The organism is Pectobacterium parmentieri (assembly GCF_001742145.1).
Taxonomy (GTDB): domain Bacteria; phylum Pseudomonadota; class Gammaproteobacteria; order Enterobacterales; family Enterobacteriaceae; genus Pectobacterium; species Pectobacterium parmentieri.
Window position 1 is genome coordinate 3,362,195 of the sequence record NZ_CP015749.1, and the last position, 21,747, is coordinate 3,383,941.

Below are 21,747 nucleotides of genomic sequence, written 5' to 3' on the forward strand. Positions count from 1 at the left end.
ACACGCAAACACATTTAGTTACGGAAAGAAAAAGCCACCCGACACATGTCAGAGGTGTCAGTCCGTACACACAACCACTTAGCGGAACGGTTACACCGTCAAAAATATGGAAACTCAACAGTCTCGTTTTTTGCAGTACATTACTCGCGGCAGTCTGGTTCAACAGATCCTTCTAGGGCTTGTAGCCGGTATCATTCTGGCTTCTCTGTCTACGCAGGCCGCGCTGGCTGCGGGGTTATTAGGAACACTGTTCGTCGGTGCCTTAAAAGCTGTCGCCCCCATTCTGGTATTGGTACTGGTCATGGCTTCTATCGCTAACCACCAGCAAGGCCAGAAAACCAATATTCGTCCGATTTTATTTCTCTATCTTATCGGAACCTTCTCCGCCGCGCTGATTGCCGTAGTACTAAGCGTCATTTTCCCTTCCACGCTGGCGCTCAATGCACAAGCTACCGATATCACGCCGCCATCAGGTATTGTCGAAGTACTGGAAGGGCTGCTGATGAGCGTCATCGCCAACCCCATTCATGCTCTGCTGAATGCGAATTACATCGGTATTCTGGTTTGGGCCGTCGGGCTGGGCATTGCGTTCCGTCACGGTTCGGACAGCACAAAGAGCATGATTAACGATGCCTCCAATGCGGTGACCATGATTGTGCGCGTAGTGATTCGTTTCGCACCGCTGGGGATTTTCGGTCTGGTGGCATCAACGCTGGCGGAAACTGGCTTTGGCGCGCTGTGGGGCTACGCCCATCTGTTAATGGTACTGATCGGCGGCATGTTGCTGGTCGCATTAGTGGTCAATCCGCTGATCGTTTACTGGAAGATTCGCAGCAACCCTTATCCACTGGTGCTGCGCTGCCTGCGTGAGAGCGGCGTAACCGCCTTCTTTACCCGTAGCTCCGCCGCTAACATTCCGGTAAATATGGAACTGTGTCGCAAGCTGAATCTGGATGAAGACACCTACTCTGTCGCTATCCCACTGGGTGCCACCATCAATATGGCAGGCGCAGCGATTACCATCACGGTACTAACACTGGCCGCCGCACATACGCTGGGCATTCAGATCGACGTGCCGACTGCACTGCTGCTCAGCGTCGTAGCATCGCTGTGTGCCTGTGGCGCATCGGGCGTAGCGGGTGGCTCACTGTTGCTAATTCCGCTGGCGTGCAGCATGTTTGGTATTTCCAACGATATCGCCATGCAGGTGGTTGCCGTAGGCTTTATCATCGGCGTCTTGCAGGACTCGGCAGAAACCGCAGTAAATTCCTCTACGGATGTCATGTTCATCGCCGCCGTGTGTCACGCAGAAGATGCCAAGCTGGCGGAAAAAGATCGTTTGAATCTGCTGTAAATCGTAGGGATTAACTCTATTTGATCTTTAACGCCGTTCGCTTAAGCACGAGCGGCGTTAAGATGACGAGCAAAGCCTGAAATTATGCCTTCTTCTCTACGCTGAAAGGATCGATACCGCGCTGTTGCATACGCCAGAAACGGATGATGTTAAAGCCGTTCATCAGCAGGAAACTGCCTTCGATCAGCGATCCACCAATCGAACCCAGCCAGATATTATGCGCAACCCAACCAGCGGTTGAGCACCACATTACGCAACGCGTCGTTAACCCAGAGGTGCGGAACAACGCCCAGGTACTGACGACCGTCCCCGCTATCGGCAACAGCTCCATCGCATGGTGCATACCCGACAAACCAAATACGAGCGTTAATGAAATAAAAACAAACATCACGATGATGCTGTGTGTTTTGAGTGAGATTAGCGTCCGTGCCGAGTTCAACAAGGCGCTAGCACCCGCCGCATTTGCTCCCATCAGGAAGAAATGCAGGCCAATCACCGCACTGTATGCCGAGAGCTGTATTTTAAATTTTTTATCGTTACGGTTGAAAAACATGGTGATACCGACCAGAAAAGCCAGTACACCAACAGACTGGGCAACCCAATAGTGTGTCATGATCCCTGCCTCGAAAAAGTTGTGGCGAAAAAAAACGGCGCCATTATAAAAATGAAACGCCGTTTTATTTTAATTGGAATGCATGAGATTTACAACGTCACACCGCTCTTAAATATGGCCAATTCGCGGAAGTCGTTCACTTCATTCTTGGTACGCTTACCGTCAGCAGTCTCGACAATCAGCTCAACAAACTGGCTCAGCAGTTCATCCATCGGCATGTCGTGGATCAGACGCCCCGCATCGAAATCAATCCAGTGCGGTTTCTTCTTCGCCAGCTCGCTGTTGGTTGCCAGTTTTACGGTAGGAACAAATCCGCCGTAAGGGGTGCCACGTCCAGTACTGAACAGCACCATATGACAGCCCGCTCCCGCCAGTGCGCTGGTTGCTACGGCATCATTTCCCGGTGCGCTGAGCAGGTTGAGCCCCGGAGTATGTAAGCGCTCACCATATTTCAGCACGTCCACCACTTTGCTCTGTCCGGCTTTTTGCGTACAGCCCAGCGATTTCTCTTCCAGCGTGGTGATCCCACCCGCTTTGTTACCCGGCGATGGGTTCTCGTAAATCGGCTGGTTGTGCGCGATGAAGTACTGTTTAAAGTCATTCACCATGTGCACCGTTTTCTCAAACGTCGCTTCATCACGGCAACGGCTCATCAGAATGCGTTCCGCCCCGAACATCTCCGGCACTTCGGTCAGCACCGTGGTGCCGCCGTTAGCAATCAGATAGTCGGAGAAACGGCCTAGCAGCGGGTTGGCCGTAATACCAGATAATCCATCGGAGCCACCACATTCCAGACCGAACTTCAATTCACTCAGCTTGCCTGGTTCACGCTTGTCATGACGCATCGCTTCATACAGCGTGTGCAGACGCTCCAGACCCGCTTCAACTTCATCGTCCTGCTGCTGACAGACCATGAACGTGACGCGGTCAGAGTCAAAGCCCCCCAGCGTGCTGCGGAATGCATCAACCTGATTGTTCTCACAACCCAGACCGATCACTAGCACCGCGCCCGCATTCGGGTGACGCACCATGTTTTGCAGCATCGTGCGGGTGTTCTCATGATCCTGGCCCAACTGTGAACAGCCGAAGGTATGGCTGAACAGGTAAACGCCGTCGATACCTTCCGCATCGTTGGTTTCTTTCAGGAAGCGCTGCTGAATCTGGCGAGCAATACCGTTTACGCAGCCGACGGTTGGCAGGATCCATAACTCATTACGGATACCAACATCGCCATTTTTGCGACGGTAGAGTTGCACCTCCCGATCGCCCATCTGTGCAGGCAGTTCGAGAAATTCAGGTTGGTACTGGTATTCATCCAGATCGCTCAGATTGGTCTTCGCATTCTGAGAGTGAATATGTTCTCCAGGAGCAATAGATACCAGCGCATGGCCGATAGGCAGGCCATACTTGGTAATCATTTCTCCCGGTGCGATGGTTTCCAGCGCGAACTTATGTCCGCGCACGACAGGTTGCTGAAGTGTCACCGTATAGCTATCCACCGACACCGTTTCGCCTTGCTCAACATCACGCAAGGCGACAGCCACATTGTCCAGAGAATGAATTTTTATAATACTTTGCATGGATAACCCTTCTTGCTGATTAGCAATAACCTTCCACGGCTGCGCGCATACCGCGATCAACGATGGTTTGTAACTGTTCTGTCACCTGCGCAGCAAGTCCAGGAACCTGCGTTAAATCCTGTTCCCAATGGTCTGCATCGCGCAGCACTACATTCACCAACTCAGCCAGGCTGACGGTGTTTTCTTTTACGCCCGCCCATAGCGAGGAATAACGCTCCAGCCAATGTGCGTCGTCCTGCAACGGATAGGTTTGTAATGCATCGCCTTCACCGCTGCGCTCGCCGCGATAGAATGCAATCAGAGCCGCCAGCGCAAACGTCAAGCGAGCAGGCAATTCACCGTGACGTTCACGATAAGTCAGCAACTGCGGCAGAATGCGGGTGCGGAATTTGGTCATGCCATTCAGCGAGATAGATAGCAATTGATGCTGAATGAACGGGTTACGGAAGCGGCTTAGCACGGCCTGAGCAAATGAAGTCAATTCGTCATGCGGTAAATCCAATACCGGGACAATCTCTTCGGCAATGGTCTTTTCCACGAATTTGCCAATCAGGGCATCATCCATCGATTCGCCAACGGTATCCAGACCCGCCAGGAATGCGACAGGCACCAGCGCGGTATGCGCACCGTTGAGGATCGCCACTTTGCGTTCTTTATATGGCTTGATGTCATCAACGATACGAATGTTCAGATCCAACTTGTTCAGACGTAATTCTTCCGCCAGCCACTGTGGCCCCTGAATGACGAACAGATAGAAGTGTTCCGCCGTATCCCAGAATGTATCCTGATAGCCCATTTCCTGCTGGAGCGCCTCAACTTCGGCACGCGGATAGCCCGTAACAATGCGGTCCACCAGCGTTGAGCAGAACGTGTTGTGATCGTTCAACCAGGCGGTAAACGTTGGCGTCAGTTCCCACTGTGCGGCATAACGCAGTACCAGTTCTTTCAGCGCCACACCGTTGTAATCAATCAGTTCGCATGGCAGCAGCACCCAGCCTTTATCTGCCGCACCGTCAAAATGACAGAAACGCTCATACAGCAGACGCGTTAATTTCGCAGGGAAGCTGACTGGCGGCGCATCGCTCAGGCGGTCTTCCGCATGATAGCTGATACCGGCTTCAGTGGTATTAGAGAACACAAAACGGATGTTCGGATCGTGCGCTAACGCCAGATAGTCATCAAACTGGCGATACACGTTGATTTCACGGTTTACCGAACGGATCAGGCGTGGTTCGCGAACGGCTTCACCTTGCTCATTCAGGCCACGGATAATAGTGGTGTACAGCCCATCCTGGGTGTCCAGCGCGGGCGGGAAATCGGAATCGATCGGGCGAACAATGACAACCCCCGCATCCAGATCGGTGTGCTCATTCAGCAAATCCAACTGCCAGTCAACAAAGGCGCGCAGGAAGTTACCTTCACCAAACTGGATAACACGATCCGGGTGTTGACGACCGGGGAAATTACGACGATTTAACGTTTGCATTAACAGGCTACCTCAGGACGAATCTCACATTCAGGGCACGACCGATCAACCACCGTCATCCTTGCCCTACATTCATATTCACCAGCACTAAATCACCACAGGTGCTGATGACAAAAGACCGAGACACAGAGAGCTGCGGCGTAAGCCCCTTTGGGAATCTTACTGCCGCGCTCCCGTGCAATTCACACCTTACGACGCGGTGGAATTACAGCTCGATGGCAAAATAGTTTTTAGCGTTATCGAAACTAATGTTTTTCACCATTTCGCCCAGCAACGGCAGATCGGCTGGCGCTTCGCCATCTTCCACCCAGCGGCCAATCATCTGGCACAGAATGCGGCGGAAATATTCATGGCGGGTATAAGACAGGAAGCTACGGCTATCGGTCAGCATGCCGACAAAGCGGCTCAGCAAACCAAGCTGTGCTAGCTGCGTCATCTGGCGTTGCATACCGTCTTTCTGATCGTTGAACCACCAGCCAGAACCGAACTGCATCTTGCCCGGCATGCCTTCGCCCTGGAAGTTGCCGATCATGGTGCCGAGCACTTCGTTATCGCGCGGGTTCAGGCAATAAAGGATGGTTTTCGGCAGCAGGTTCTCTTCATTCTGCTTGCTGAGCAGGCGAGACAGTTCCTGCGCCATTGGACGATCGTTGATGGAGTCGAAGCCAACATCCGGCCCCAGCAGCTTGAACTGACGCAGGTTATTGTTGCGCAGTGCGCCAATGTGATACTGCTGAACCCAGCCACGACGGGCATATTCCGCACCCAGCCAAACCAGAACACCGGTCTTGAACTGTGCCACTTCATGTTCGCTCAGCGTTTCGCCAGCAAGGCGACGCGCCAGAATGTTGTCCAGCGTTGCGTCATCCGCTTCAGCAAACAGCACCACATCCAGCGCGTGGTCGGAAACTTTGCAACCGTGTGCAGCGAAATGATCCAGACGTTTAGTCAGTGCCGTTTGCAGATCGCTGAAACGACGAATGTCGGTGTCAGAAACTTCACCCAGCTTCGCCATATAGTCGTTGAAAGTTGCCTGCTCAATATTGAACGCTTTATCTGGACGCCAGCTCGGCAGCACCTTGATAGAGAAGCTTGAATCCTGAGCAACAGTTTTGTGGTGGCGCAGATCGTCAATCGGATCGTCTGTCGTACCCACCATTTTCACGTTCATCTGCTGCATGATGCCGCGCGCGGTAAAGTCATCGCGTTCCAGCATGGCATTACAACGATCCCAAATATCTTTTGCCGTGCTTGGTGACAGCAGCGTACCGGTTACGCCAAATGGACGGCGCAGCTCCAGGTGTGTCCAGTGGTAAAGCGGGTTGCCGATGGTGTGCGGCACGGTAGCAGCCCAGGCTTCAAATTTTTCCCAATCACTGGCATCGCCCGTACACAAACGTTCAGGCACGCCGTTGGTGCGCATCGCACGCCACTTGTAGTGATCGCCTTTCAGCCAGATGTCATACAGATTTTTAAAGCGATAGTTTTCCGCGATCTGCTCAGGTGGTAAATGGCAGTGATAGTCAAATATCGGTTGGTCGACGGCATATTCATGATAAAGGCGACGGGCAAATTCAGTGTCTAACAGAAAATCTTCACTCAGAAACTGGGGCATGTTTTCTTCCTTACTTACCGTGCTTCTTGTGCACCAAATGGGTTGGTCGTTAAAAGATATCACACCAATTATGCGCAATATCTCACAGCATTTGTGAGGTCATGATCGCAAAAATGTAACAAAGCAGTACAATAACTCAGCATTCATGGCCCTTTATGGCTGGCTCTTCACTACTTAAGCAAATAATTCATTATTCCGCATAAAAATAATGGTTTTGTGATGTCACTCAACTTTTAAAGTTGTATGACAAATTATTGTAGCGCTGCCTTGAGCAGGGATTCAATCGCTATCTCACAAAGAGAAGGGTTTTCCTGTTCAGCACAACAAAAAAACGTGTCGCATTACATCACAAGACACTTAACACCGTGACGCTACTCAAGAGCCACACTGTGTTTTTTATTGACTCGGAGAGAAAGTTAAATGCGTAAAATCAAAGGATTACGCTGGTATATGATCGGCCTGGTGACTATTGGCACCGTGCTGGGATATCTGACGCGTAATGCAATTTCCGTCGCCGCACCGACGCTACAAGATCAACTGCACATCACCACACAGCAGTATTCTTACATCGTGGCTGCCTATTCAGCTTGTTATACCATTATGCAGCCCATCGCTGGCTACGTACTGGATTTGCTCGGCACCAAAGTCGGCTATGCCATGTTTGCCATTATCTGGGCAATCTGCTGCATGGGCACCGCATTGGCAAACAGTTGGGGTGGTCTGGCTATCGCCCGCGGCGCGGTCGGTATGGCAGAAGCAGCGATGATCCCTGCTGGCTTGAAAGCCAGTAGCGAGTGGTTTCCGGCAAAAGAGCGCTCTATCGCCGTCGGTTACTTCAACGTGGGATCATCCATCGGTGCGATGATCGCCCCACCATTAGTGGTATGGGCCATTGTGGCGCACAGTTGGGAGATGGCCTTTATCATTACTGGTGCACTCAGCATGGTCTGGGCAATCTGCTGGCTCATTTTCTACAAGCACCCGAAAGATCAGAAAAAACTCAGCGACGAAGAGCGCGACTACATTCTTAATGGGCAAGAAGCACAGCACCAAACCAATAACGCGAAAAAAATGTCTGCCTGGCAGATCCTGCGTAACCGTCAATTCTGGGGTATCGCCCTGCCACGTTTTCTGGCTGAGCCTGCGTGGGGAACGTTCAACGCCTGGATCCCGCTGTTCATGTTTAAGGCCTACGGCTTTAACCTGAAAGAAATTGCCATGTTCGCCTGGATGCCAATGCTGTTCGCCGATATCGGCTGCATCCTGGGTGGCTACTTGCCAATGCTGTTCCAAAAGCACTTCAAAGTGAACCTGATCGTTTCTCGTAAGCTGGTCGTTACCATGGGTGCGGTACTGATGATTGGTCCTGGTATGATTGGGCTGTTCTCCAGTCCTTATGTTGCCATCGCACTGCTGTGCGTCGGTGGCTTCGCACACCAGTCGCTGTCTGGCGCACTAATTACCCTGTCATCCGACGTATTTGGTCGTAATGAAGTCGCGACGGCGAATGGCTTGACCGGTATGGCTGCCTGGATGGCGAGCACCATGTTTGCATTGGTGGTCGGCGCATTGGCCGATACCATGGGCTTCAGCCCGCTGTTTGCTGCACTGGCAGTCTTTGACCTGTTAGGTGCCGTCGTCATCTGGACCGTGTTGAAAAATCAACCTGCTTCAGAAGTCGCTGCCGCAACTGAAACATTGAAAGAAGCCAATCAGCACTGATAATCCCTGCATTATCCTGGCTCATCCGGTATGATTTGATTCCGGGTGAGCCACCTCCCTTGTAACACATCGTAATAACTGTGACCGCAACATTAGTTGCTGCGGTTATTAAGTGGTATAACAAATCATCCCTCAAAGATTAACGAGATAGACACTCAGGCCCTGACGTGGCACATGGACCGCCATCTATCGAGAGTAGACATTATCATGGCACTCACTGAACCCAGGCGGCTATACCAGCAGTTAGCCGCAGAATTAAAACAGCGTATCGAAAGCGGTATGTACCAGGTCGGCGAAAAATTACCGGCAGAACGCTATATTTCTGAAGAAATGAACGTCAGCCGCACCGTAGTGCGTGAAGCCATCATCATGCTGGAAGTCGAAGGATACGTTGAAGTACGCAAGGGTTCAGGTATTCACGTTATTTCCAACCAGCAGAAGAATCCGTTCGTTAGTAGCGGCGATATTGAATTCGTCGCTGCTGGCCCGTTTGAGCTACTTCAGGCTCGTCAACTCATTGAAAGCAACATTGCTGAATTTGCAGCCACGCAGGTGACCCGTCAGGACATCATCCAACTGATGGAGATTCAGGAATATGCGCGTCAGGAAGATCGCTTCCGTGATTCTCAGTGGGATCTCAAATTCCACGTTCAGGTCGCACTGGCAACGCAAAATTCCGCGATGGCAACCATCGTAGAGAAAATGTGGAGCCAACGGATCCACAATCCCTACTGGCGCAAACTGCATGAGCACATTGACGACAAGTCCATTGAAAGCTGGTGTGAAGAACACGACCGCATCCTTAAGGCGCTGATTCGTAAAGATCCTTACGCCGCCAAACTGGCAATGTGGCAACATCTGGAAAATACCAAACAGATGCTATTTCGCGCCACAACGGATGATTTTGAATTTAACGTCGATCGCTATATGTTCGCCGAGAACCCAGTCGTTCATCTCGACCAGATACACGCAGGTAAACCCTAAAACGCTTTTTGCCCCTTGTGTTTGAACGAGGGGTGACATTTTTGAACGCACGGAAAAGGTCAGAAAACGTTGATTTCTGTCAGCGAGTGTAAAATATCGCAGAAACCTCAACTCTTCTTCGAAAAATCCCCCTAAATCCCCTCGGTTGTCGTAATATTTCCCTGTCTCAGTAACACCTATTTTGTTACAGTTAACGTGTCTTTCTTACGCTTAACCCATCGCTTCGGACGTAAAGTCTGCCAAGACCAAACAATCCCTAAGCTGCCTGTTTATCGGGTTCGCAGCGAAAAGCGAGCATTAAGTCAGACACCAGCGCCGCTATCGGGCAGAAAAAAGCAGAGATCATCAAAAAAATCATAATCCTGTGCCCGGATATACCCTAAATAACGTGAAATATGACGGGTATAACTGTATTCACTCTTGTCATGTCCAGAAGCGTGATTGTCGCCAAGGCTAAAATGAAACAGCAGTATTAGGAATACCGGATGGAATTAATCAAAGAACTGTTAAACGCACTCTGGCATCAGGATTTCGATATTTTAGCCGACCCCAAGCTGGTGTGGACCATCTATATATTGTTGTTTCTGATTATCTTTCTGGAAAATGGCCTGCTTCCCGCCGCGTTCTTGCCCGGCGATAGCCTGCTCATTTTGGTCGGCGTTCTCGTCGCCAAAGGCACAATGAATTACCCTTTTACGATATTTCTACTGACGACGGCCGCTAGCCTCGGCTGCTGGGCCAGCTATATCCAAGGGAAATGGCTTGGTAATACGGGAATTGTTCAGGGCTGGCTATCACATCTGCCCGCGCACTATCACCAACGCGCCCACCAACTCTTCCACCGCCATGGTTTATCCGCACTTTTAGTTGGCCGCTTTCTGGCTTTTGTCCGAACGCTGTTACCTACCATTGCAGGCTTGTCGGGCCTGAATAACGCGCGCTTTCAGTTCTTCAACTGGATGAGCGGATTCCTGTGGGTGTTTATTCTGGTTACGCTGGGCTTCGCTTTAGGAAAAACGACGATCTTCCTGAAATATGAAGACGAGCTCATGTTCTGCCTGATGATGCTGCCGCTGGTACTGCTGTTTGTCGGCCTGTTTGGATCGCTCTTTGTACTTTGGCGTAAAAAGCGTGATGCTAACGCCAATAATGCAGAAAAAGGACGCTAACTGTGTCAATTCGCGGGCTATTCCCGAAGCTTTCCCCCAGAAAAGTAGGGCGCATACTGCTCTTGCTTGCTCTGCCACTTATTGCCTTGACGCAGTCCCAATCACTACGCCATTCCCAAGATGATGCGATGCTACATATCAAGCCCTACGAGGGTTCCGCGTTGCCAGATGGTTTTTACGTGTATCAGCGTCTCAATGAAAAAGGGATTGCGATCAAAAGCATTACGCCAGAGCAAGATAGCCTGATCGTCCGTCTTGCCTCACCAGAACAGAGCATCGCAGCCAGAGATGTCCTGCGTTTGTCTTTACCTAAAGTTAGTGTTACTGCGCAGCAGGCGACAACGCCGACACCATTCTGGCAGCAAAAACTGACACAGAAACAATCCAAATTGGGATGACGTAGATACACACCTCGGCATGAAAGAAAACAGGCTGAGGCTGGGTAGGTATTGCGCACGGCGGAAAGCGCTGCATAGCAATAACGCATCACCACGCTGATGCTACAACGCATTGCCCCATACAAAACACACGTCAACGATTCATTTTGCCCTCGAAAACCAAATCACTAAAATTTACAGCGAGTTATCAGAATTGTCCGTACCTATCTGGGGCGGCATAAATCTCAGCTTCAGCTATAGTTAACGTTCAGGTTTATAACATGAAGGGTTATTAATATGGCTAAAGATCAAAATTCTGAGTACCTGCGCGCCGAATTGAAATCACTGGCGGACACGCTGGAAGAAGTATTAAGCACCTCCAGCGATAAATCTAAAGCGGAACTGGACAAGTTGCGCAATAAGGCAGAGAGCGCGCTGAAAGAAACCCGCAGCCGCCTGAGCGATACCGGTGAGCGCATCGCATCCCAAACCAAAGAAGCCGTTGAATCAGCGGATGACTATGTGCGCCAGAACCCGTGGACTGGTGTCGGCATTGGCGCAGCAGTCGGCGTCGTGCTTGGCGTCCTACTGTCTCGTCGCTAATTAACCGATTACTATGACGGATAAATCACAACAAGGCCCCGCAAGCGGGGTCATGGCTTCTGCTCAGCGCATCATCTCCATTATTGTCAGTATGGTGGAAAGCCGCGTCCGATTGGCCGTGATTGAATTAGAGGAAGAGAAAGCCAATCTGATTCAGTTGCTGATTATGGTCGGCCTGACGCTGCTTTTTGCCGCTTTTGGCATTATGAGCCTGATAGCGCTGATCATCTGGGGCATCGACCCACAATATCGCCTCTTTGCGCTGGGGTGTATTACCGCCACATTGCTTGGGCTGGCGCTGATAGGCGGCATATGGACACTCCTGAAAGTACGCCGTTCGACCTTGCTCAAAGCGACGCGTAAGGAGTTGGCAACCGACAGATCGCTGTTGGAGGAGGATGCCAAGTGAACCAACGCCAGCGACAAGATAGAGAAAAAGCCCAACTACTGCGCCAGATACAGCAGCAACGGTTGGATTTAGCGGCGGGTAAGAAACACTGGCTGGATAGCACCGCCCGTTACGATCGTGGCTGGCAAAGCCTGATGCAGTGGCGTAAATACTGGATCGCTGGCTCCAGCCTCGTGGCGCTCTATGGCGTGCGCCACCCTAGCCGCATGATCCGCTGGGGACGCCGCCTTGCCGGGCTATGGGGGACATTCCGACTCGTACGCAAAACGTTTGACCAACGTCCGTAATGCCTTCTGTTGCATCGGTTATTTGCCTTCCCTATTAGACACTTTTCATCTCACTTTTTGCCTAACGCGCTCACGCGATGACAGCGCGTTCTTAACAATTTAACCAAACATCAATTTTTCTGAAATAAAACAACAATTATACTCGCTGGTAGCACAAATCATCTCCCTATACTATCTGCCCATAACCTGATGGCGGGCCAAATTTTCAGACAACACCTGCTGCAACAAACACAACAGGGCCATATAGCCCACAACAAAATTAATTGGAGAGATGATGAAAAATTTAGAAAGCACTGCACTACTGGTTGCACGTATCTTAATGCCAATTCTGTTTATCGTTGCAGGTTACGGTAAGCTGGGTGATGCCTATGCGGGCACACAACAATATATGCAGGCAATGGGCGTACCGACCTTCCTGCTGCCGCTGACAATTCTGCTGGAACTGGGTGGTGGTCTGGCGGTTCTGTTCGGACTGTTGACTCGTACCGTCGCGCTGTTTACCGCGGGCTTTACGCTGCTGACAGCTCTGCTTTTCCACTCTAACTTTGCGGAAGGCATGAACCAATTGATGTTCATGAAAAACCTGACCATCGCTGGTGGTTACCTCCTGCTGGCGGTAACTGGCCCAGGCGCATTCAGCATCGACCGTCTGCTGGGCAAAAAGTGGTAAGAAAAGCCTTTTCTGGCCTGTACTACACTTAATCATCGAATATGAATTAGACGGCAAGCACACAAGGCTTGCCGTCTTCTTATCATCACTCACTAACGGGAGGATTTATGGGACAATTGGTTGACGGCGTATGGCACGATACCTGGTATGAAACCAAATCTACCGGCGGTCACTTTAAACGTTCAGAATCCGTATTCCGCAATTGGGTAACGCCTGATGGTTCCCCTGGCCTCACTGGCAAAGGCAACTTTCCCGCTCAGTCTGGCCGTTATCACCTGTATGTTTCACTCGCCTGTCCGTGGGCGCATCGAACGCTGTTAATGCGCCAGTTGAAAGGGTTGGAAAATCACATCGCGGTTTCGGTAGTTCATCCACTCATGCTCGATCACGGTTGGACGTTCGGTACCGATTTTGAGGCCGCGACGGGTGACTCGCTCTATCAGCACGAATTTCTCTACCAACTCTACCTTCATGCCAAACCGGACTACAGCGGTCGTGTGACTGTTCCCGTCCTGTGGGACACTGAGCAACATACTATCGTCAGTAACGAATCCGCAGATATCATCCGTATGCTGAACAGCGCTTTTGATGGTGTAGGCGCAACAGCCGGAGATTACTACCCAGAAGCGCTACGTACTCAGATTGACGAATTGAACGGCTGGATTTACGACAAGGTCAACAACGGTGTTTACAAAGCCGGTTTTGCGACGAGCCAGTCGGCCTACGATGAATCTGCCACCACCGTTTTCGCGGCGCTATCCGATCTGGAAGCCATTCTGGCAAAACAGCGTTATCTGACCGGTGAGCAGTTAACCGAAGCCGATCTGCGACTGTGGACGACGTTGATCCGTTTCGATCCGGTCTATCACACACATTTTAAATGCGATAAATATCGCCTGAGCGATTATCCCAATCTGTTCGGCTTTTTGCGTGATATTTATCAGATGCCCGGTATCGCTGATACCGTCGATATGGCGCACATTCGTCATCATTATTATTGCAGCCACGGTACGATTAATCCGCACGGCGTGATTTCTCTGGGTCCAGAGCAAGATTTGAACCAACCTCATCAGCGTGATAAGACGTTTGTCGATTTATACTAAAGTTTTACGTAACGCATGAAGTGCTGAGGCAAGGTGTGACCGCCACACCTTGCCGCAGAAAAGCGTGGAATTTAGGGTTGGTTCAGCAATTTGGGAATTTCCCGCAGGAACCAGGATTTCGCCTCGCCCATGCTGTCTCGTCGCCACGCCATAATAATCTGACTTTCCATTTGATGTTCTGGCCCAATCACCAGTAAACGCCCTTCGGCAATATCCTGCGCCACCATCGGGTAAGGCATGGTTGCAACACCTAATCCAGCCAGCAATGCACGTCGTTTATCATCTAGCGAGCTCACCGTCAGACGCTGCTGCTTATCCAGCAATTGCACGGTCAGAACTGGACGTTCACGCGCGGTATCTGCGACGGCAATTCCACGGTATTTCACACGAGTCGCATCCGACAGCGGCTCAGGCTCCTGATGGATGGGATGCTCTGGGCTAGCGACGTAAACGTTGTTCATCGTGTACAATTTGCGGGTATTCATCTCAGAAGACGCACGAAAATGCATGTCTGGCGCAATCACGATATCGGCACGCCCTTGTTCAAGACGCTCCCACGCCCCTGCCAGCACTTCCGTCAGAATCGATACCTGCGTATTTGCTTTGAGCGCCAGTTTATCGATTAGGGGAAAAATCCGCTGAGTTGGAATCAGGGCTTCCGTCACAATCGTCAGGTGCGTTTCCCAACCGCGAGCCAGCGCTTCCGCATCGGTGGTGAGCTTATCTGCGGCTTCCAGCAAAATACGCCCACGTTCCAGCAGCATGCGTCCGACATTCGTGAATTTAGTACGATGCCCGGAGCGATCGAACAACACCACATCTAACTCTTCTTCCAGTTTCTGCATGGTATAGCTCAGTGCCGAAGGCACCCTACCCAGCTCGTCTGCCGCAGCGGCAAAGCTGCCACGACGATCGATCGCATCCATCACCCTCAGGGCTTCCAGCGTCAATGCTCGTTCTCTCGCCATCTTCGTACTCATTCAGGAATTTTGAATATACCGACCAGATTAACTAGCTAACAATCCAACGTCCACACAATTACTATCGGTTTAAGAAATAATTATCTGGGGGATAAAAATTATGATCACACGAAGAGCAGCGGGGCAATGCGGCCAAGCCGACTATGGCTGGTTGCAGGCACGCTATACTTTCTCTTTCGGTCACTATTTTGACCCACAGTTGCTGGGCTATGCTTCTCTTCGCGTGCTCAATCAGGAAGTACTGGCACCGGGGGCATCATTCCAGCCGCGCACCTACCCACGGGTTGATATCCTGAACATTATTCTTCAGGGCGAAGCAGAATACCGTGACAGCAACGGCGGCCATATTCAGGCTAAAGCTGGCGATGTTTTGTTGCTCGCCACTCAGCCAAACGTCAGCTACAGCGAACATAATACCAGCGCCAGCAAGCCGTTAACACGGCTGCAATTATGGCTGAACGCCTGCCAGACCAGAGAGAACATCCCATTGCAGCGCATGGGACTCAATTCATCAAATCATACTCTGCTTGCCTCACCGGAAGGCGAGCAAGATAGCCTGCAACTGCGCCAACAGGTTTGGATCCACCATGTCGATCTCCAACCGGATGAACAAAGCACGATAGTGCTACAGGGAAATCAGGCGTATCTCCAACTGATTCACGGTTCAACGACGGTGAACGGTGGCCAGCACAGTGAAACATTACACTGCGGCGATGGTGCCTTCATCAAGGAAGAAACAGCGTTGACGCTACAGGCAGACACTCCTTTGCGGGCACTGCTCATCGATCTGGTCGTGTAGTTCTTCTTCCCGTCACCTTCGTAGGAAAACGCCGCTCACTCGGCGTTTTTATTCAGTCGTGGTAAGATATCCGTCTTGTTCCTCAATGTGTCAGGGTGATATGACAATGGATTCAACCAAACAGGACAAACTTCTTGCCCAGGCTGAACAGATTTGTCAGCAGCGCGCGGTGCGTCTAACGCCACAGCGGTTGGAGGTTTTACGCCTTATGGCACAACAGGCGGGTGCGATCAGCGCGTATGACCTGCTGGATCTTCTGCGACTCACTGAACCTCAGGCTAAACCGCCTACCGTGTATCGCGCCCTGGATTTTCTGCTGGAACAAGGCTTCATTCATCGCGTTGAATCAAACAACAGCTATGTGCTGTGCCACCACATCGAAGACCACAGCCATACGTCTGCCCTTTTCATCTGCGATCGCTGTGGACAAGTCACTGAACGTCAAACCGAGGGTGTGGAAGAAACGCTACGTAACTTAGCGCAGCAGTCAGGATTTACGCTGCGTCACAGCGTTGTGGAAGCTCATGGGTTATGTGGGGACTGTCAGGAAGTGGCATCATGCAAGCAGCCGGATCATTGCGATCACGACCATACTGTTCCGATTAAAAAACGATAGCCCCAAGGGCTATCGTTTTTTGCTAACGGCTAGCTCCAGTCGCTGTTACGAATAACGCCAACCGCTAAGCCTTCTATCGAAAAACTTTGCTGACGCAGGTCGACAACGATAGGGGCAAACTCTTCATTTTCAGCGAGAAGATGCACCGTATTCCCCTGCTTCTTCAAGCGCTTCACTGTCACTTCATCGTCAATACGCGCCACCACAATCTGGCCGTTGCGCACATCTTCTGTTTTATGTACGGCCAGCAAATCGCCATCCATAATGCCAATATTTTTCATTGACATACCGCTGACACGCAACAAAAAGTCGGCGCTAGGTTTAAACATGGCAGGGTCAACCTGATAGCGGCATTCGATATGTTCCTGTGCCAGCAAGGGTTCACCTGCGGCCACACGACCAACCAGAGGAATACCTGTCTCTTCTTCCATTAGCAGACGAATACCACGAGATGCGCCCGATACAATTTCAATAACGCCTTTACGCGCCAGCGCTTTCAGATGTTCTTCAGCCGCATTCGGAGAGCGGAACCCCAGTTGTTGGGCAATTTCCGCCCGCGTTGGCGGCATTCCGGTTTGCGCAATATGATCGCGGATCAGGTCATAAACCTGCTGCTGCCTTGCTGTTAATACTTTCATTCCGCCCCCTGGTTGTTTATACAGTCTTGCTGTGAGTATATACAGGTAAGGCACAATTGGGAATCGAGATATAGGCAAAGCCCCTGACTTTTATTCATTTATGCGGGGCGTCAGGCAAAATGTTGCCAGAGGATGCTGCCCCATACAACAGCGGCTAACAAGATGGCAACAAAGACAGCCGCCGACCCGATATCTTTCGCACGACCGGACAATTCGTGGTGCTCTAAACCAATGCGATCGACGACGGCTTCAATGGCGCTGTTAGCCAGTTCAAACAGCATAATCAATACCACAGAACCAATCAGCAGCAGTTTCTCAACCAGCGTAACCGGCAGTAAACAAGCAATAATAACGCCGACAATCGTCAGTATCGTTTCCTGACGAAACGCCGCCTCGTGCTGCCACGCCTGCTTCAGCCCTTTAAGGGAATAACCGGTAGCCTTAATAATCCGGGTCATCCCCGTTGCTTTATTCATTTATCCTCCATTTTTATACTCTAAATAATTCGCATTTTAACGCGCTTACGTTGTCTCATCACCACAGATCTCCGACGCAGTTTCTGGTATCCTTGCGGCGAATTGCTAACAAGAGGCTCCACGTTGTTATGTCAGGTTGGCGTAAAATTTACTATAAACTATTGAATCTCCCGCTGAAACTGCTGGTAAAAAGCAAAGTTATTCCCGCAGATCCAGTGGTCGAGTTGGGGTTAGATCCCTCACGTCCTATACTCTATGTTCTGCCTTATAACTCTCAGGCGGATCTCTTGACGCTACGCGCGAAATGTCTGGCATTGGGCTTACCCGATCCCTCGCAACCGTTCGAATTCAATGGCGTTGAACTCCCTAGCCACGTCTTTATTAATGACGGGCCGCGTGTCTTCCGTTATTACGTTCCCAAGCAGAAATCCGTCAAGCTATTCCACGACTATCTGGATCTGCATCGCGCCAATCCAGATTTAGACGTGCAGATGGTGCCCGTTTCCGTGATGTTTGGGCGCTCTCCAGGTCGGGAAGGTCATTCTCAGGCCACGCCACACCTGCGGTTACTCAACGGTATCGAAAAATTCTTTGCCGTACTGTGGCTAGGCCGCGACAGCTTTGTCCGCTTCTCCAGCCCGGTGTCGCTGCGCTATATGGCAACCGAGCATGGCACTGACAAAACCATAGCCCACAAACTGGCGCGCGTCGCGCGTATGCACTTCTCTCGCCAGCGTTTAGCGGCTGTTGGCCCACGCTTGCCGGTGCGTCAGGACCTGTTTAACAAGTTGCTGGATTCCAAAGCGATCAAGAAAGCCGTAGACGATGAGGCTCGCAGTAAGAAGATTTCTCATGAGAAAGCGCAGCAAAATGCGATTGCGCTGATGGAAGAAATCGCCGCCGATTTCTCCTACGAAGCGGTGCGACTGTCGGATCGCGTATTGAGCTGGACGTGGAACCGCCTTTATCAGGGGATCAACGTTCATAACGCCGAACGCGTTCGCCAACTGGCGCAGGATGGTCACGGCATTGTCTATGTGCCCTGCCACCGTAGCCATATGGATTATCTGCTGCTGTCCTACGTCCTGTACCATCAAGGCTTAGTCCCGCCGCACATCGCCGCAGGTATTAATCTTAATTTTTGGCCGGCGGGCCCGATCTTCCGCCGTCTTGGCGCGTTCTTTATTCGTCGAACCTTCAAAGGTAACAAACTCTATTCCACGATTTTCCGCGAATACCTGGGCGAGCTGTTTGCCCGTGGTTATTCAGTTGAATACTTCATGGAAGGCGGGCGTTCCCGCACGGGGCGTCTTCTGGATCCCAAAACCGGCACGCTGGCCATGACCATTCAGGCCATGCTCAGAGGCGGCACGCGCCCTATCACACTGGTGCCGATTTATGTCGGCTACGAACACGTGATGGAAGTCGGCACTTATGCGAAAGAGTTGCGCGGCGCGGTGAAGGAAAAAGAAGGCTTTATGCAGATGGTACGCGGTCTGCGCAAACTGCGTAACCTGGGTCAGGGCTATGTGAACTTCGGTGAACCGCTCCCGCTGACAACCTATCTGAACCAGCATGTACCTCAGTGGCGTGATGCGATTGATCCCATCGAGGCGCAGCGTCCAAGCTGGCTAACGCCGACAGTGCAGGATATCTCTATGGATATCATGGTGCGCATCAATAATTCGGCGGCAGCAAACGCGATGAACCTGTGCTCTACGGCGTTATTAGCATCGCGACAGCGTTCACTGACGCGTGAGCAAATGCACGAACAGCTCGATTGCTACCTGCAACTGCTGCGTCAAACTCCTTACCACAAGGATATTACGGCTCCCAAAAAGACAGCGAATGAATTGCTGGAACACGCGCTGAGCATGAACAAATTCGAAGTGGAGAAGGACAGCATTGGCGATATCATCATTCTGCCGCGCGAGCAGGCGGTTCTGATGACGTATTATCGCAATAACATCCAGCATCTGTTGGTCTTACCGTCGTTGATCGCCAGCATCGTCATCCATCATCGTCGGATTACACTTGCCGACGTCGTGCAACAAATCACGCTAATCTATCCGCTGCTGCAAGCCGAGTTGTTCCTGCATTATTCCAAAGAGCAATTACCGGACGTGCTGGAAACACTAGCTAATGAACTGATTCGACAACAGTTACTGTGCAGCCGTGATGGCGAATTAGCCATCAATCCGCCACGCATCCGCACACTACAACTGCTGTCTGCTGGCGTGCGTGAAACACTGCAACGTTATGCGATTACACTGTCTTTGCTATGTGCAAATCCAGAAATCAATCGTGGAACGCTGGAAAAAGAAAGCCGGAATATGGCACAACGTCTGTCCGTTCTGCACGGTATTAATGCACCGGAGTTTTTTGATAAAGCGGTGTTCTCGACGCTGGTTGCCACGTTACGCACAGCCGGGTATATCACCGACAGTGCGGAAGCAGCGCAAGGCGATATTATGGCAATCTACAGCATCCTTGGCGATCTGATCACTCCAGAAGTTCGGTTGACTATCGAAAGCGCCAGCTCATCCACCGAAATGGAAACAGCCAGTCAGGCGGTGGAAGAGGCAAAGCAGGAATAGCCAGACCGGAGTAACGGGAAAATGGCGGATAACATGCCCCCATCAAGCCGTGGATGCGTTTAGCATAATAAACGTCACCGAACATTCCGTCATAAAAAAAGCAGCGAGAAATCGCTGCTTTTTTGTCTCTACTGTCTACCTTACAGACCGAACAGCACACCGATAAATATCGCCATACCTGCATATTTATTATTGTGGAATGCCTTAAAGCAGGCATCACGTTCACGCCCAGCAGTCAGTATTTGCTGATAGACAAACATCCCACCAGCCACCAGCAGAGAAATAGTGTAGGGGGTTCCCAGTCCGGTGATGTATCCCAAAGCCAATAACAACGCCAGCATACTAAGCTGCAACAACCCGATGATGATATTGTCAAAACGACCAAATAAGATCGCAGTAGATTTCACGCCGATCTTTAGATCGTCATCACGATCCACCATCGCATATTGCGTATCGTAAGCCACCGTCCAGCAAATATACGCCAAAAACATCATCCAGCAGGTCACGGGCAGGCTTTCACTGACTGCCGCGTAGGCCATGGGGATCGACCAACCGAATGCCGCCCCCAGCACAAACTGAGGCAGATGGCTGACCCGTTTCATAAACGGATAAATCCACGCCAGAGCCAGACCGGCGACAGACAGCAGGATCGTCATCTTATTCAGCGTCAACACCAGACCAAACGCCAGTAAGACCAGCACCACAAACAGAACTTTGGCAGATTGCTCGCTCACCTCACCGCTGGGCAATGGGCGAGAAGCGGTACGTTTTACATGGCCGTCAAAATGCCTGTCGGCATAATCATTGATAACGCAGCCCGCTGCTCGCATTAAGAAAACACCAGCGACAAAAACAAAGAGCGTCCACGGTGCAGGTGTTCTCCCTCCTGCCAGCCACAGCGCCCATAGCGTTGGCCACAGCAGTAACAGAGAACCTATCGGTTTATCAATTCGCATCAAGCGACAATAAGCCAGCCATTTCCCTGCTGTAACACTTCTTTCCAAGGATTTATCTCCTCAAATTACCTGCCAACCTTCATCACTGGGTGTGTAATAAACCGGTGATTCCGGTAAGAAAAGCTCAGTCAACAGTAACGGATGCCCAGAAAGACACAGGCGGGAACGCCGCGCCCATAAGCCTTCGCAGCATCCGGTATGAATGTAATCACGCGTCAGCGATTTTTGCTCAAACAGATAACGACCTAACGGCTGATTACCTATTTTCGTCAAAGCCGCACCGGCACCTTCAAGTGTCTGTTGTGGGACAATCGTTCGACCGAAAAGCCAGGGGCGATCGTCACCATACAGCACAACTTCACGTAGCCAGTAACGTTCATCAAGCGGGAGTTGATCGCGCTCTTCGCCCAACGCCTGTGGCGTAATGAACCCCTCACGACAAAGCGTGACCCTCAGTTGGGCACAGTATTTTTCAAGCCGCTGCGTCATGGAACTGGTTTCCATCAGCCAGTCACCAATGTGTTCAGGCAATACCGAAGGGGGTTCAGTAAACCAGGATATGGTGCGCAGAAGCGTTGACGCATCGTCAGACATTGTCCCTACTCCAGACAGGGTCGCTTATCAATAAAGCATTCGTAAATAAAGTAAGCGTCCCTATTGTAGCGCAGAATGGTTCTCTCGATAACACGCTATAAAGGCATTCATCAACGATA

The 21,747-nt window shown here is 51.1% G+C and carries 22 protein-coding genes; 13 read left to right on the forward strand and 9 right to left on the reverse strand.

The window, feature by feature from the left end:
- Positions 1 to 106: 106 nt before the first annotated feature.
- Positions 107 to 1,354 carry a serine/threonine transporter SstT gene (gene sstT / locus A8F97_RS15220; RefSeq protein WP_014698709.1) on the forward strand — a complete coding sequence of 416 codons (1,248 nt, stop codon included), beginning with the start codon at positions 107 to 109 and terminating at the stop codon, positions 1,352 to 1,354.
- Between the two features lie 82 nt (positions 1,355 to 1,436).
- On the opposite strand, the gene A8F97_RS15225 is transcribed toward sstT, so the two are convergent.
- The 4 genes from A8F97_RS15225 to uxaC all read right to left on the reverse strand — a co-directional run bounded on the left by A8F97_RS15225 (position 1,437) and on the right by uxaC (position 6,648).
- On the reverse strand, positions 1,437 to 1,967 hold the full coding sequence (locus tag A8F97_RS15225; protein WP_012822494.1) for a YgjV family protein: 531 nt from the start codon (positions 1,965 to 1,967) through the stop codon (positions 1,437 to 1,439).
- An 89-nt stretch (positions 1,968 to 2,056) separates the two neighbouring features.
- A complete protein-coding gene (locus tag A8F97_RS15230; RefSeq protein WP_014698708.1) occupies positions 2,057 to 3,547 on the reverse strand; it encodes a UxaA family hydrolase in 1,491 nt (496 codons plus the stop codon).
- A gap of 19 nt (positions 3,548 to 3,566) precedes the next feature.
- Complete coding sequence (locus A8F97_RS15235) at positions 3,567 to 5,033, reverse strand: tagaturonate reductase (RefSeq protein ID WP_012822492.1); 1,467 nt, start codon at positions 5,031 to 5,033, stop codon at positions 3,567 to 3,569.
- Between the two features lie 205 nt (positions 5,034 to 5,238).
- Positions 5,239 to 6,648: a glucuronate isomerase gene (gene uxaC, locus A8F97_RS15240; protein ID WP_014698706.1), complete on the reverse strand. Its 1,410-nt coding sequence runs from the start codon at positions 6,646 to 6,648 to the stop codon at positions 5,239 to 5,241.
- 420 nt (positions 6,649 to 7,068) lie between these two features.
- Here uxaC and A8F97_RS15245 point away from each other — a divergent pair, with 420 nt between their 5' ends.
- The 9 genes from A8F97_RS15245 to A8F97_RS15285 all read left to right on the forward strand — a co-directional run bounded on the left by A8F97_RS15245 (position 7,069) and on the right by A8F97_RS15285 (position 13,972).
- Positions 7,069 to 8,370 (forward strand): MFS transporter, encoded by a 1,302-nt coding sequence (locus A8F97_RS15245; protein ID WP_014698705.1) that lies wholly within the window; start codon positions 7,069 to 7,071, stop codon positions 8,368 to 8,370.
- A gap of 207 nt (positions 8,371 to 8,577) precedes the next feature.
- Positions 8,578 to 9,354 (forward strand): transcriptional regulator ExuR, encoded by a 777-nt coding sequence (exuR, locus tag A8F97_RS15250; protein WP_005971335.1) that lies wholly within the window; start codon positions 8,578 to 8,580, stop codon positions 9,352 to 9,354.
- Positions 9,355 to 9,839: 485 nt separating this feature from the next.
- A complete protein-coding gene (locus tag A8F97_RS15255) occupies positions 9,840 to 10,523 on the forward strand; it encodes a DedA family protein (protein WP_005971331.1) in 684 nt (227 codons plus the stop codon).
- 2 nt (positions 10,524 to 10,525) lie between these two features.
- Positions 10,526 to 10,921: an EnvZ/OmpR regulon moderator MzrA gene (gene mzrA, locus A8F97_RS15260; RefSeq protein WP_012822489.1), complete on the forward strand. Its 396-nt coding sequence runs from the start codon at positions 10,526 to 10,528 to the stop codon at positions 10,919 to 10,921.
- Between the two features lie 276 nt (positions 10,922 to 11,197).
- A complete protein-coding gene (locus A8F97_RS15265; protein ID WP_005971326.1) occupies positions 11,198 to 11,503 on the forward strand; it encodes an ElaB/YgaM/YqjD family protein in 306 nt (101 codons plus the stop codon).
- Between the two features lie 13 nt (positions 11,504 to 11,516).
- Positions 11,517 to 11,912, forward strand: a complete 396-nt coding sequence (locus tag A8F97_RS15270) for a phage holin family protein (RefSeq protein ID WP_005971324.1) — start codon at positions 11,517 to 11,519, stop codon at positions 11,910 to 11,912.
- Positions 11,909 to 12,199 (forward strand): YqjK-like family protein, encoded by a 291-nt coding sequence (locus tag A8F97_RS15275; RefSeq protein ID WP_033070879.1) that lies wholly within the window; start codon positions 11,909 to 11,911, stop codon positions 12,197 to 12,199. The genes A8F97_RS15270 and A8F97_RS15275 overlap by 4 nt, the downstream gene beginning before the upstream one ends.
- 274 nt (positions 12,200 to 12,473) lie before the next feature.
- Positions 12,474 to 12,869 carry a DoxX family protein gene (locus tag A8F97_RS15280; RefSeq protein ID WP_012822487.1) on the forward strand — a complete coding sequence of 132 codons (396 nt, stop codon included), beginning with the start codon at positions 12,474 to 12,476 and terminating at the stop codon, positions 12,867 to 12,869.
- A 107-nt stretch (positions 12,870 to 12,976) separates the two neighbouring features.
- Positions 12,977 to 13,972, forward strand: coding sequence for a glutathione S-transferase family protein (locus tag A8F97_RS15285; protein ID WP_033070878.1), 996 nt, complete (start codon positions 12,977 to 12,979; stop codon positions 13,970 to 13,972).
- A gap of 71 nt (positions 13,973 to 14,043) precedes the next feature.
- On the opposite strand, the gene A8F97_RS15290 is transcribed toward A8F97_RS15285, so the two are convergent.
- Positions 14,044 to 14,940 carry a LysR family transcriptional regulator gene (locus A8F97_RS15290; protein WP_005971317.1) on the reverse strand — a complete coding sequence of 299 codons (897 nt, stop codon included), beginning with the start codon at positions 14,938 to 14,940 and terminating at the stop codon, positions 14,044 to 14,046.
- 112 nt (positions 14,941 to 15,052) lie between these two features.
- On the opposite strand from A8F97_RS15290, the gene A8F97_RS15295 reads away from it, so the two are divergent.
- Positions 15,053 to 15,751, forward strand: a complete 699-nt coding sequence (locus A8F97_RS15295) for a pirin family protein (RefSeq protein ID WP_033070877.1) — start codon at positions 15,053 to 15,055, stop codon at positions 15,749 to 15,751.
- Between the two features lie 106 nt (positions 15,752 to 15,857).
- A complete protein-coding gene (gene zur, locus A8F97_RS15300) occupies positions 15,858 to 16,367 on the forward strand; it encodes a zinc uptake transcriptional repressor Zur (protein ID WP_033070876.1) in 510 nt (169 codons plus the stop codon).
- A gap of 29 nt (positions 16,368 to 16,396) precedes the next feature.
- Here the strand turns inward: zur and lexA are convergent, their stop codons facing one another.
- Both lexA and A8F97_RS15310 read right to left on the reverse strand, forming a co-directional pair.
- Positions 16,397 to 17,005: a transcriptional repressor LexA gene (lexA, locus tag A8F97_RS15305; RefSeq protein ID WP_005971310.1), complete on the reverse strand. Its 609-nt coding sequence runs from the start codon at positions 17,003 to 17,005 to the stop codon at positions 16,397 to 16,399.
- A 110-nt stretch (positions 17,006 to 17,115) separates the two neighbouring features.
- Entirely contained in the window at positions 17,116 to 17,481 is a 366-nt protein-coding gene (locus A8F97_RS15310) for a diacylglycerol kinase (protein WP_012822484.1), read from the reverse strand.
- A 128-nt stretch (positions 17,482 to 17,609) separates the two neighbouring features.
- Here A8F97_RS15310 and plsB point away from each other — a divergent pair, with 128 nt between their 5' ends.
- The gene (gene plsB, locus A8F97_RS15315; RefSeq protein WP_033070875.1) at positions 17,610 to 20,078 is read left to right on the forward strand and encodes a glycerol-3-phosphate 1-O-acyltransferase PlsB; all 2,469 of its coding nucleotides are present in this window, start codon (positions 17,610 to 17,612) and stop codon (positions 20,076 to 20,078) included.
- Positions 20,079 to 20,218: 140 nt separating this feature from the next.
- Here the strand turns inward: plsB and ubiA are convergent, their stop codons facing one another.
- Both ubiA and ubiC read right to left on the reverse strand, forming a co-directional pair.
- Positions 20,219 to 21,082, reverse strand: coding sequence for a 4-hydroxybenzoate octaprenyltransferase (gene ubiA, locus A8F97_RS15320; RefSeq protein ID WP_012822482.1), 864 nt, complete (start codon positions 21,080 to 21,082; stop codon positions 20,219 to 20,221).
- A gap of 12 nt (positions 21,083 to 21,094) precedes the next feature.
- Positions 21,095 to 21,628, reverse strand: coding sequence for a chorismate lyase (gene ubiC, locus A8F97_RS15325; protein WP_012822481.1), 534 nt, complete (start codon positions 21,626 to 21,628; stop codon positions 21,095 to 21,097).
- Positions 21,629 to 21,747: the final 119 nt, after the last annotated feature.